At 40.0% G+C, this 12,524-nt stretch carries 10 protein-coding genes; all 10 read left to right on the top strand.

Annotation, left to right across the window (positions count from 1 at the left end; all coding sequences use genetic code 11):
- The first annotated feature begins 393 nt into the window (after positions 1 to 393).
- The 10 genes from pth to ftsH all read left to right on the top strand — a co-directional run bounded on the left by pth (position 394) and on the right by ftsH (position 12,490).
- Positions 394 to 966, top strand: coding sequence for an aminoacyl-tRNA hydrolase (pth, locus tag GZH82_RS12870; RefSeq protein WP_162682807.1), 573 nt, complete (start codon positions 394 to 396; stop codon positions 964 to 966).
- Between the two features lie 5 nt (positions 967 to 971).
- Positions 972 to 4,475: a transcription-repair coupling factor gene (gene mfd, locus GZH82_RS12865; RefSeq protein ID WP_457853123.1), complete on the top strand. Its 3,504-nt coding sequence runs from the start codon at positions 972 to 974 to the stop codon at positions 4,473 to 4,475.
- Positions 4,465 to 5,997 carry a polysaccharide biosynthesis protein gene (locus GZH82_RS12860; protein ID WP_162682805.1) on the top strand — a complete coding sequence of 511 codons (1,533 nt, stop codon included), beginning with the start codon at positions 4,465 to 4,467 and terminating at the stop codon, positions 5,995 to 5,997. The genes mfd and GZH82_RS12860 overlap by 11 nt, the downstream gene beginning before the upstream one ends.
- Positions 5,994 to 7,181, top strand: coding sequence for a MazG nucleotide pyrophosphohydrolase domain-containing protein (locus GZH82_RS12855; protein WP_162682804.1), 1,188 nt, complete (start codon positions 5,994 to 5,996; stop codon positions 7,179 to 7,181). Before GZH82_RS12860 ends, GZH82_RS12855 begins: the two co-directional genes overlap by 4 nt.
- Entirely contained in the window at positions 7,168 to 7,425 is a 258-nt protein-coding gene (locus GZH82_RS12850; protein ID WP_019165011.1) for an RNA-binding S4 domain-containing protein, read from the top strand. Before GZH82_RS12855 ends, GZH82_RS12850 begins: the two co-directional genes overlap by 14 nt.
- 27 nt (positions 7,426 to 7,452) lie before the next feature.
- Complete coding sequence (locus GZH82_RS12845; RefSeq protein ID WP_162682803.1) at positions 7,453 to 7,842, top strand: FtsB family cell division protein; 390 nt, start codon at positions 7,453 to 7,455, stop codon at positions 7,840 to 7,842.
- Between the two features lie 138 nt (positions 7,843 to 7,980).
- A complete protein-coding gene (locus GZH82_RS12840) occupies positions 7,981 to 8,358 on the top strand; it encodes a S1 domain-containing RNA-binding protein (protein ID WP_016426504.1) in 378 nt (125 codons plus the stop codon).
- 83 nt (positions 8,359 to 8,441) lie between these two features.
- The gene (gene tilS / locus GZH82_RS12835; protein WP_162682802.1) at positions 8,442 to 9,731 is read left to right on the top strand and encodes a tRNA lysidine(34) synthetase TilS; all 1,290 of its coding nucleotides are present in this window, start codon (positions 8,442 to 8,444) and stop codon (positions 9,729 to 9,731) included.
- Positions 9,721 to 10,260 carry a hypoxanthine phosphoribosyltransferase gene (gene hpt, locus GZH82_RS12830; RefSeq protein ID WP_162682801.1) on the top strand — a complete coding sequence of 180 codons (540 nt, stop codon included), beginning with the start codon at positions 9,721 to 9,723 and terminating at the stop codon, positions 10,258 to 10,260. Before tilS ends, hpt begins: the two co-directional genes overlap by 11 nt.
- A 115-nt stretch (positions 10,261 to 10,375) precedes the next feature.
- A complete protein-coding gene (gene ftsH / locus GZH82_RS12825; RefSeq protein ID WP_162682800.1) occupies positions 10,376 to 12,490 on the top strand; it encodes an ATP-dependent zinc metalloprotease FtsH in 2,115 nt (704 codons plus the stop codon).
- Positions 12,491 to 12,524 lie beyond the last annotated feature (34 nt).

Here is a 12,524-nt window from a genome sequence, read left to right as displayed (position 1 = left end):
GCGTTCGATTCAAGAAAAGCGATGGAGACAAACGTTAAAAAGGATACATATCAAGCGACGAACAGTTTTTGAATTGGCCAATGGGAAAAGGTGTGCGTTGAAAAGTAGTTCAATATGAGGAGAGGGAAAGAAAAGAATTCGTGATTTGTGCCGTTGCATAATGTGAAAAGACATGATCAAAGGTGTTAAACTTGGCATGAACGCCTATTCAGATTTGAATGTCATAGTATAGCGATTTTGAATTTTCGATAAGTTGTGAGTGTTTCGAATAGAAGTTCTATAATAGGAATAGGACGATTCACCAAGTTCAAGGTCAAATGTGTTAATATAGGGATATTAAACGCAAATGATGATGAAAATAGCGTAGGAGAAAGACAAACATGGAGGTCAATGATGAAGTGTATTGTAGGCTTAGGTAATATAGGAAAAAAATATGAATATACGAGACATAATATCGGTTTTGAAGTCATCGATCATCTACTTGATAGACATCAAATCAAACTCGACAAACAAATGTTTCGTGGCGCTTATACGATAGAGCGAATCAATGGTGAAAAAGTGATGCTCATCGAACCATTGACTTTGATGAATTTGTCAGGTGAAGCAGTTGCCCCTCTGATGGATTACTATGATGTTGAGGTAGATGATTTACTCATATTGTATGATGATTTAGATTTAGCACAAGGTCATGTACGTTTACGTCAAAAAGGTAGTGCAGGTGGACATAACGGGATGAAATCGATCATTCAAATGTTAGGAACGAGTGACTTTAAGCGTATTCGTATAGGTATCGATCGCCCTTCGAATGGGATGGCGGTCAAGGATTATGTATTACAGCGCTTTTCAACGAATGAAATGAAAGTGATGGATACAGTGATTCAACATGTGGCAGATGCAGTGGAAGCATTTATAGGAAACGAAAAATTCGAAAATGTAATGAATCGATATAATGGTGAGGCTAAGTGAAATCAATAATCAATGAAATTATAAATAGAGACTCAAGATTTAAAGATTTAGCAGAGCAAGTCGGTCAATCTAATGTACTCGTGACAGGATTAACGCCTGCCGCGAAAGCATCTATCATTGCGGAACTTTATCAATCAGACCATCGCCAAGTCGTATGGGTCACAAACAATTTATATCAAGCAGACAAGATTGAAGCGGATTTGTTGCAGTTTGTTCCGGATGATGAAGTGTATAAATATCCTGTTCAAGATATTATGACAGAAGAATTTTCAACGCAAAGCCCGGAATTGATGAGTGAACGTGTACGAACGTTAACAGCACTCGCGAATAATCGTCGCGGGTTATTTATCGTCCCTTTAAATGGCTTGAAAAAGTTGCTCACACCAAAAGAGATGTGGCGCGACCATGAAATGACTTTTGAAGTGGGCGACGATATTGAGATTGACGCGCTTTTAGAAAAATTAGTGAGTATGGGATATCGACGTGAATCGGTCGTATCCAATATTGGTGAATTTTCGGTACGTGGTGGCATTATTGATGTGTATCCGTTACTAGGTGAACCGATTCGAATTGAACTGTTCGATACTGAAGTGGATTCGATTCGTCAATTCGATGTAGAGACGCAACGTTCATCAGAAAATATCAACAGTGCGGAAATTACGACAGCGCATGATTATATTATGACAGAGGCCGTCCGACAACAGATGATGACAGCGTTGAAGTCTGCTTACGAAACGACGAGACCTAAAATTGACAAGTCAGTACGTCAAGATTTGAAAGAGACGTATGATAGTTTTCAAATGATTGAGGATGCACATTTTGATCCACAAATATTGCGTCGTTTAGTCGCGTTTATGTACGAGACGCCTACAACGATACTGGATTACCTTAAAGATAATGCGGTCATTTTAGTTGATGAATATAATCGTATTCGCGAAACTGAGGAATCTTTGTTGGTTGAAACAGAAGACTTTTTACAGAATTTGATTGAAAGTGGTAAAGGCTTTATCGGACAACGTTTTATGGATGATGAGGCGTTTGATCGGATGTTACGTCAGTTTAAAATTACGTTTTTCACGTTGTTTACCGCTTCAATGCAAATGAAGTTAGACGATATGATTAAGTTTTCATGTAAACCGGTCCAACAATTTTATGGGCAATACGATATCATGACTTCTGAATTTCAACGCTATATGCGACAAGAAAATCGTGTCGTCGTCATGGTAGAAACGGCAACGAAAAAAGAACGTATTCAGGCGATGTTAAGCGAAATGCACATCCCTACACTATTAGATCCTGACGTTGAAACGATGGTAGCGGGACATGTAGCAATTATTGAGGGTAGCTTGTCAGAAGGTTTCGAACTCCCATACATGTCGCTCGTTGTTGTGACAGAACGTGAATTGTTTAAGTCTAAGCAGAAAAAGAGTACGAAAAAGCGTCGCAAAACGTTAAGTAATGCTGAAAAAATTAAATCGTACCAAGAATTGAATGTCGGCGATTATGTCGTGCATGTGCATCACGGTGTGGGACGCTACCTCGGCGTGGAAACATTAGCAGTGGGTGACGTACACCGCGACTATATTAAAATTCAATATCAAGGAACAGACCAACTCTTTGTGCCTGTCGATCAAATGGAGCAAGTGCAAAAATATGTTGGTTCGGAAGATAAATCGCCAAAGCTGTATAAGTTAGGCGGTAGTGAATGGAAGAAAACGAAAGCGAAAGTTCAGCGCAGTGTAGAAGATATTGCGGACGAACTGATTGCTTTATATAAGGAACGTGAACAATCTGTCGGTTATCAATTTGGACCAGATACGGAAGAACAATATGCGTTTGAAATGGATTTCCCATATGATTTAACGGATGACCAAGCGAAATCCATTATCGAAATTAAAAATGACATGGAAAGCCAAAGACCTATGGACCGTCTGTTATGTGGTGACGTAGGTTACGGTAAAACAGAAGTGGCTGTCAGAGCGGCTTTCAAAGCAGTCATGTCAGGGAAACAAGTCGCATTTTTAGTGCCGACGACCATTTTAGCGCAACAACATTATGAAACATTGATTGAGCGGATGCGTGATTTCCCTGTTGAAATTCATTTGATGAGCCGTTTTCGTACAGCTAAAGAAGTGCGCGAGACGAAAGAGGGCTTGAAAGCAGGCTTTGTGGACATCGTCGTAGGGACACATAAGTTGCTCGGTAAAACGATTGAGTATAAAGATTTAGGTTTACTCATTGTCGATGAAGAACAACGTTTTGGTGTGCGTCATAAAGAAAGAATTAAGCAGTTAAAAGCAAACGTCGATGTACTCACGTTAACTGCGACACCGATTCCGCGTACGTTGCATATGAGTATGTTAGGTGTACGTGACTTGTCGATTATTGAAACGCCACCAGAAAACCGCTTCCCAGTCCAAACGTATGTCCTAGAGCAAAACACTAATTTTATTAAAGAAGCTTTAGAACGAGAGCTTTCTCGAGATGGCCAGGTATTTTATCTTTACAACCGTGTAAGCGCCATTTATGAAAAACGTGAACAGCTTCAAATGTTGATGCCAGGCGCTTCCATTGGTGTCGCGCACGGTCAATTGCCAGAACGTGACTTGGAAGAAACGATGCTCGACTTTATCAATGGAGAGTACGATATTTTAGTAACGACGACGATTATCGAAACAGGTGTCGATGTACCGAATGCGAATACACTCATTATTGAAGATGCCGATCGCTTTGGCTTAAGTCAGCTCTATCAATTGCGTGGGCGTGTCGGTCGTTCGAGTCGTATCGGGTATGCTTATTTCCTTCACACAACGAACCGCGTATTGAATGAAGTCGCTGAAGAACGTCTCCAAGCAATTAAAGAATTTACCGAACTTGGCAGTGGCTTTAAAATTGCGATGCGTGACTTGAACATTCGTGGTGCCGGTAACTTGCTCGGTAAACAACAGCACGGCTTCATTGATTCGGTCGGCTTTGACTTGTACTCACAAATGTTAGAAGAAGCGGTGAATGAAAAACGTGGCATTAAAGAAGAAACACCTGTACCTGAGCTTGAGTTAGATTTGAAACTGGATGCATATTTACCAGCTGAATATATTCGCAACGAACAAGCGAAAATTGAAATTTACAAGAAGTTGAGAGCGACTGAAAGCATGGAGCAACTGATGGATATTAAAGACGAATTACTCGATCGCTTCAATGCGTATCCAACAGAGGTTGAACAATTGTTAGATTCTGTAGAGATTAAAGTCCATCTCCTTCATGTCGGTGTGCAGTCCGTGAAAGATACAGGTAAAGCGATTGAGATTTTACTGACCCAAAAAGGTACAAATGATATTGACGGTGAAGCGTTATTTAAAAATACAATCGCGCTCGGTCGTGCGATGAAAGTTGGCGTGCAAGATGGCTGCATGAAAGTGACGTTGACGAAAGGGAAACAATGGCTCGAATCACTGAAGTTTTTAGCGAAGACGTTGGAAGAAAGTTTGAGACTCCCAGATGAAATCTAAAACAGCATTTAATGGTGTCGTCGTCTTGACGTTAGGGTTGATTGCCGTCAAAATATTGAGTGCTTTATATCGTGTACCTTATCAAAATGTACTCGGCGATGAAGGGTTGTATGCGTATCAACAAATTTATCCCATTGTGGCGTTAGGTGTGGTCTTGTCGAGCAATGCGCTGCCGAGTGCGTATACTCAAATGTTAGGGCATCAGCATATATCGAAACCTTTCTTTATACGGTTATGTCGGATATTGACAGGGGCGGGTCTTGTCATTTGCGCTTTGATGTTCATCGGTGCGAAAGCGGTCGCGTTGTTAATGGGTGATTCGCAATTAACACCGATGATTCGAGCGGCAAGTTTCAGTTTTATTTGTGTAGGCGCACTTGGTTTATTGCGTGGCTATTTTCAATCCAAATATGAAATGCACATGCCCGCGTATTCACAAGTGTTGGAACAATTTGTTCGCGTCGGTTTAATCGGTGTCGTGATTGGGTTGTTCATCTCTCAAGACTTGTCAATTTATCAGGCGGGGACGTGGGCGATTTTTGCGTCAACTGCAGGTTTTGTAGTAGCGACGGTGTTTTTAGCTTTCAAAAGTCATCTTCCTGTTGCGTCCATCGATCAAGAAGACTTGCAGTGGCGTCGTTTTCTCGTTGCGACAGTCATTTTTGCAATCAGTCATTTAATCGTTATTTTATGGCAAGTGGTCGATAGTTTTACTATTGTGAATATGTTGCGTTACGGTACTGGACTCACTTTTGATGAAGCGATTATGCAAAAAGGAATTTTCGATCGTGGTGCGTCCTTTATTCAAATGGGGCTCATTGTCACAACGACATTTTGTTTCGTTTTAATTCCACTTTTGACAGATACGAAGAAAAATGGGCAGCTCCAACAAATGCACAGTTACGCGAACGCCTCACTGAAGATTACGATTGTGATTAGCAGTGCGAGCGGGATTGGGCTGATCAATTTAATTCCGTTACTTAATCGTGTTTTTTTTGAACGAGAGGAATTGACGGGCACATTATCGCTATATATGTTAACCGTCATATGCGTGTCACTGATTATGATGTACATCGCGTTGCTAGAAGTGCATGAACAGTTTCGTATGATTATGAAAGCACTCGTCATCGGAATCGTCGCAAAAGGTGTGCTCAATATCATCGCGATTCCGTTGCTCGGTATTTTTGGTGCGAGTATGGCGACAGTGAGTTCTTTAGTCGTGTTCGTTATTGTTTTACATTATCGCGTCGTACAGCTCTATCGTCTTCACGCCTTGCGAAAGTTTTATGTGAAACTTATTTTAGCTTTATTGGTAATGACAGCTGTTGTACAATTATGTCATTATCTCATTCCTGCTGAGACACGTTTCGGTGGTTTGGTCGAACTCCTTATTGCATCAATGGTGGGTGTCGGTAGCATTGTATTCATGCTCCTGTACCTTAATATTTTAAATAAAGAAGAATGGATTCATTTACCGTTTGGCGATAAAGTCATTTCGTGGGAGAAAGGAAGAAAGTCATGACACAGCAACTGACAATTATAGGATTAGGGAACTACGGTTTAGACGAATTACCCGTGAGTATTTACAAATTAATCCAACAACAATCTAAAATTTACGTGCGTACGAAAGACCATCCCGTGATTGCACAATTAGAAGGCATCGATATCGAAAGTTTCGACGATGTGTACGAAGCGCATGAAACGTTTGAACCGGTGTATAAAACGATAACAGAGCGATTGTTCGAGTATGCGCAACATGAAGACATTGTGTATGCTGTGCCGGGTCATCCGCGCGTGGCTGAGACGACGACACAATTATTGTTGTCACATGCACCACAGCACAATGTGGAAGTTAAAGTGTTAGGCGGACGCAGCTTTATTGATGACGTATTTGAAGCGGTCAATGTCGACCCTAACGATGGCTTTACGATGTTAGATGCAACGGCGTTAACGGTAGACATGCTCAATCCACGGACAGCAACAATGATTACGCAAGTTTACAGTGACATGGTTGCCGGTAGTTTAAAGTTATCATTGATGGAACGTTATCCGGATGACTTTGAAGTGATGGTCGTTGATGGGGCTCATCAAGGTGGGGCACAAGTGACGCGTTGTCCAATATATGCATTAGATCATGATGTGACATATACGAATTTAACGAGCGTCTTTGTACCGAAAGTTACTGATGAGACAGCGTTGTATGGTGATTTTGATTATGCGGATCAAGTGATTGCGCGTTTAGTCGATGATGAACACGGTTGCCCATGGGATAAAGTCCAAACGCATCAAACGTTAAAGCGCTACTTACTCGAAGAAACGTATGAGCTATTTGAAGCGATTGATAACGAAGATGATTGGCATATAATTGAAGAGTTGGGTGATATCTTGTTACAAGTGTTGTTGCATACGAATATCGGTCGTAAAGAAGGGTATATGGATACGCGTGAAGTGGTGGCAAGTTTGACTGAAAAAATGATTCGACGCCATCCGCATATTTTTGGTAATGAAAGTGCGCAAAATGTAGACGATGTGAAAGCAATTTGGCAAACAGAAAAGCAAGCAGAAGGTAAAAAAGAACGCGTCAAATTTGAGAAAGTATTTGCGACCCATTTCTTAAAATTGTATGATGAAGTCAAAAATAAAGACTTTACAGAAGAAGAACTTAAAGCTTACATAGAACAGGGGGACAGTTATGAGACTCGATAAGTATTTAAAAGTTTCACGATTAATTAAACGTCGTACACTCGCTAAAGAACTGAGTGATCAAGGTCGTGTTGCAGTGAATGGGAACACTGCCAAAGCGGGTACAGACGTGAAAATAGATGATGAGTTAGTGATTCAATTTGGTCAAAAAATCGTTACGGTTAAAGTCACAGGATTAAATGAGCATGCGACAAAAGAAAATGCTAAAGGGATGTTCGAACTCGTTAAAGAAGAGCGCATTCAGTAAAGGGTAGATAAAGAAAGGTGACGCCCCATGGCCCAAAAAATTCAAAATATCGGCAACCAATATACAAGCCAAAAAAATGCTAAAAAGCAGCGACATGAACGCCGGAAAAAAGTTGTAAAAAAGCGCATTTCTGTTTTCGGAGGGATATTGTTAGCCATCATTATTGTGCTATTAATTATGTTGATGGCACAAGTGAAAGGGAACCACGAAGCTTCAGTAGAACGCCAAAAGAAAGAAGCGCAATATCAAAAGTTACAAGATCAAGAAATTGAATTAAAAGAACAACTGAACAATCTCAATGATGAAGCGTATGTCGAAAAAATCGCGAGAGATGAGTACTACTTAAGTAATGATGGTGAAATTATTTTTAAATTGCCAGAAGACGCCAAGAACGATAAGCAGTCCGATAAAAAGTAGTGCGCTTTTAGATTGGATTGTTAACAAGTAAAAAACGTAAAGAAAAAAGGCGATGTTCAATTTGCCATTGTGAAAACAGTTAAACAAACGTATAATAGAACTAAATATCGAACAAAATCGGGAGGATGCATTAAAACAATGTCAATCGAAGTAGGAAGTAAGGTAAAAGGTAAAGTCACTGGTATCAAAAAATTTGGTGCATTTGTGGAGTTGCCTGAAGGTAAAAGTGGGTTAGTTCATATTAGTGAAGTAGCAGACAACTATGTAGAAAATGTTGAAGACCATTTGTCAGTTGGTGATGAAGTAGAAGTGAAAGTACTATCTATAGCGGAAGATGGTAAAATAAGCTTATCGATTAAAAAAGCAAAAGATCGCCCACGTAAACAAAGACCGGCGCAAAAACCGGAAGACTTTGAGAAAAAGCTATCTAACTTTTTAAAAGATAGTGAAGATAAACTTACTTCTATTAAGCGTCAAACGGAATCAAGACGTGGTGGCAGAGGCTCACGTCGTTAAGCATTGATAATGACTTAGAGGTTGAGAAACGAAGGGTAACTTTGAATCTCAGCCTCTATTTTAATGTAGGAGTGTTTTGAAACATGCAACAAAATTGGAAAGCGACAGATCATATAGCCGTTGCTGTTTCGACAGGAATCGATAGTATGGTACTGCTGCATCAATTGCTACATGATGAGGCGTTAACGTATCGCCAATTGACTTGTTTACACGTACATCATGGTTTGAGAGAGGCTTCAGAGCAAGAGGCAGTGTTTATTCAACATTACTGTGAACAGCATGACATTCCGTTCTATATGAAACGATTGGACTTGTCGGATGCAATGGCAGAAGGACGAAGTATTCAAAATGATGCAAGAGAGATGCGTTATCAATGGTTTGATACGATGATGCAACGATTGAACGCGGATGGTTTGCTCACTGCGCACCACGAGGATGATCAAGTGGAAACGATTTTTTATCGGTTGTTTACTGGGAGAAGTACACGCAGTCCACTCGGTATGTCAACCATTGAAGTGCGTAACGGATATCGTGTGTTCAGACCGTTGTTAAATACACCGAAGCATGTCATTCGAGCGTATCAACAGCAATATGATGTTCCTTATTTTGAAGATACGTCGAATGCGAGCAATACCTATGTCCGTAATGATATTCGTAATCGTATTTTGCCGAAAATTGACGAGAATGCACAGCTACAGTCGCAACAATTGTTAAAGCTTAAAGCGTGGCATGACGAAGCGTTCATGTTGATGCAACGTGAAGTGGACGACTTTATCGAGCGATTTGTGACAATAAACGCACATTCTTTTACTGTATCAAGAAACGCTTTTAACGCCTTGACGCAGCATGTTAAAATGTTAACCTTAGATACATTGTTGCAACAATTTGAGGATACCGTTACGATAAGTGAGCATGCATATGCAGATTGGTTTCAAAAATTAGCCAGTCCAGTCGTACAAACACAACTGATGCACACAAACCAATGGCATGCTGATATCGTGTATGATAAATTAGTAATAATGGCGCCAATGCAAAAAAGCTTAGATACATATAATTTACGAGTGGCTGAAGCGGGAACGTATCGCTTTGGTCGTTATGACGTTCAGATTACTGACATGACTGATATGCCCGGTTCAGAATTGCGCATTCGTTCTCGTCAACCCGGTGACCGCATTGTACGACATGACGGACATCATAAAAAAGTATCGCGGCTGATGATTGATGCGAAAGTTCCTGCATATTTGAGAACACAAATACCGATCATCGAAACGACGCATGGAGACATTTTAGCTGTAGGCACGTTGTATATTCAGCAACAATATCAAGATGTAATTAAGATTCAATTTATGGGAGATGACATACATGAAAAATGATGTAAAAGAAGTGTTATTAACGGAGGATGACATTCAAGAGATTTGTCGCACATTAGGTGAAACAATCACAGCAGATTATCAAGGGAAAGATCTGTTTTGTGTCGGTATTTTAAAAGGATCTGTGTTATTTATGACAGACTTAATTAAATATATCGATTTGCCACTTGCGATTGATTTTATGGATGTGTCAAGTTATCACGGTGGTACGGAATCGACAGGTGAAGTACAAATTTTAAAAGACTTAAGTTCATCAATTGAAAATAAAGATATTTTAATCATTGAAGATATTCTTGAAACGGGTACGACATTAAAATCAATCATAGAATTATTACAATCTCGTCGTGTGAACTCATTAGAAATTGTGACATTACTTGATAAACCGAACCGTCGTAAAGCGGATATTGAAGCGAAATATGTCGGCAAAAAAATTCCTGATGAGTTTGTGATTGGTTATGGTTTAGACTATCAAGAAAAGTATCGTAACTTACCTTATATTGGTACGCTAAAACCTGAAGTGTACGCAAAATAATCGCGTTGAATGGGGCATATCCCCAGCGTTGATAAAAGTCAATTACTAGCCATTTGTGTAACAATTATGGTAAAATTTTTATTAGTTTTATATTTGAAGTAGGAGGAAACGACGCATGCAGAAAGCTTTTCGTAATGTGCTGTTTATAGCCATTGTCGGCGTTGTTATCTTTGGGCTATTTTCATGGATTAACGGCAATGGAAATGTACCTAAAGAGTTAACTTACACGCAATTTATTCAAAAGTTGGATGATGGAGAACTGAAATCTTTAGAAATTCAACCAGAAAATAACGTCTATAAAGTGAGCGGTAAGTTAAAAAATAATGACGATTATGCTTCAACAATTTTGTTTAATAATGATCAAGAATTGAATAAAGTTACTGAAACAGCCAAAGACCAAAAAGGATTAGATTTTACTGTTAAAGAAGAAGAAGGACAGAGTGTATTTGTAAGTATTATTTCTACATTAATTCCTGTTTTAGTGATTGCTTTACTCTTTATTTTCTTCCTTAGCCAAGCACAAGGCGGCGGTGGTGGCGGTCGTATGATGAACTTTGGTAAATCCAAAGCGAAAATGTACGACAGTCAAAAAGGCCGTGTACGTTTCACAGATGTTGCCGGAGCAGATGAAGAGAAACAAGAACTCATTGAAATTGTTGACTTCTTGAAAGATAACAAGAAATTCAAACAAATGGGTTCACGTATTCCGAAAGGTGTCTTATTAGTAGGGCCACCAGGTACAGGTAAAACATTGCTTGCACGTGCAGTAGCGGGTGAAGCAGGTGTACCGTTCTTCTCGATTAGTGGTTCGGACTTTGTTGAAATGTTTGTCGGTGTCGGTGCGAGCCGTGTTCGTGACTTATTCGAAAATGCGAAGAAAAATGCGCCGTGTATCATTTTTATAGATGAAATCGATGCAGTGGGTCGTCAACGTGGAGCAGGTGTTGGCGGTGGTCATGATGAACGTGAACAAACATTAAACCAACTTCTTGTAGAGATGGATGGTTTTGGTGAAAATGAAGGTATCATTATGATTGCGGCGACAAACCGTCCTGACATTTTAGACCCTGCGTTATTACGTCCAGGCCGTTTTGACCGTCAAATTCAAGTCGGACGTCCAGATGTCACAGGTCGTGAAGCAATTTTACATGTTCACGCTAAAAACAAACCTTTAGACGAAACAGTAGACCTTAAAGCGATTGCGCAACGTACGCCGGGCTTCTCTGGGGCCGATTTAGAAAACTTACTCAACGAAGCGTCATTAATTGCGGCGCGTAGTGGTAAGAAAAAAATTGATATGCGTGATATCGAAGAGGCTACAGACCGCGTCATTGCAGGTCCAGCTAAAAAATCGCGTGTTATTTCTGAAAAAGAGCGTAATATCGTTGCCCACCATGAAGCAGGACATACAATTATCGGTATGGTCCTTGATGAAGCTGAAGTGGTGCACAAAGTAACAATCGTGCCACGTGGTCAAGCAGGTGGTTACGCAATGATGTTACCTAAACAAGACCGCTTCTTGATGACTGAACCAGAATTACTCGATAAGATTTGTGGTTTACTCGGTGGACGTGTCGCTGAAGATATTATCTTTAACGAAGTCTCAACAGGTGCGTCAAACGACTTTGAACGTGCTACACAAATCGCGCGTGAAATGGTTACGAAATACGGTATGAGTAAAAAACTTGGTACTGTACAATTCTCACATGGCGGCGGACAAGTCTTCTTAGGTAAAGACATGTCTGGTGAACCTGAATATTCAGGTCAAATCGCATTTGAAATTGACAAAGAAGTACAACGCATCATTAAAGAACAATATGAACGTTGTAAACAAATCTTGTTAGATCACGAATCACAATTAAAATTAATCGCTAAAACGTTATTAACTGAAGAAACATTGGTTGCAGAACAAATTCAATCATTATTCCATGAAGGACATTTACCAGAAGTGAATTATGATGATGCAAAAGTCGTTAACCATTCTGAAAATAAAGCGTTTGACGAAGGGAAATATGGTAAGTCTTATGATGACATTCGTCGCGAACAAGAAGAATTGACAGAACGCGCTAACCGTGGTCAATCAGAACGTCGCAATGAAGACGATACAACAAGTGAAACTGATTCGAAAGACAGTGAAGACACACAACAAAATGACAATGGCGATACAACAGGTTATGAACAAGAGCCGAACATTGATTCTCCAGGCAAGGATCAACCGCCACGTCAATAAGCGATGAGCATCGGGGCTTTTCTTGAAAGCAAAA

This window comes from Staphylococcus sp. MI 10-1553 (assembly GCF_010365305.1).
GTDB lineage: Bacteria > Bacillota > Bacilli > Staphylococcales > Staphylococcaceae > Staphylococcus.
This window is presented reverse-complemented; position numbering and strand designations above follow the sequence as displayed.

Coding starts and splice junctions, on each gene's coding strand:
- pth (WP_162682807.1), top strand. CDS start 394: ATGAAGTGTATTGTAGGCTTAGGTAATATAGGAAAAAAATATGAATAT.
- GZH82_RS12860 (WP_162682805.1), top strand. CDS start 4,465: ATGAAATCTAAAACAGCATTTAATGGTGTCGTCGTCTTGACGTTAGGG.
- GZH82_RS12855 (WP_162682804.1), top strand. CDS start 5,994: ATGACACAGCAACTGACAATTATAGGATTAGGGAACTACGGTTTAGAC.
- GZH82_RS12850 (WP_019165011.1), top strand. CDS start 7,168: ATGAGACTCGATAAGTATTTAAAAGTTTCACGATTAATTAAACGTCGT.
- GZH82_RS12845 (WP_162682803.1), top strand. CDS start 7,453: ATGGCCCAAAAAATTCAAAATATCGGCAACCAATATACAAGCCAAAAA.
- GZH82_RS12840 (WP_016426504.1), top strand. CDS start 7,981: ATGTCAATCGAAGTAGGAAGTAAGGTAAAAGGTAAAGTCACTGGTATC.
- tilS (WP_162682802.1), top strand. CDS start 8,442: ATGCAACAAAATTGGAAAGCGACAGATCATATAGCCGTTGCTGTTTCG.
- hpt (WP_162682801.1), top strand. CDS start 9,721: ATGAAAAATGATGTAAAAGAAGTGTTATTAACGGAGGATGACATTCAA.
- ftsH (WP_162682800.1), top strand. CDS start 10,376: ATGCAGAAAGCTTTTCGTAATGTGCTGTTTATAGCCATTGTCGGCGTT.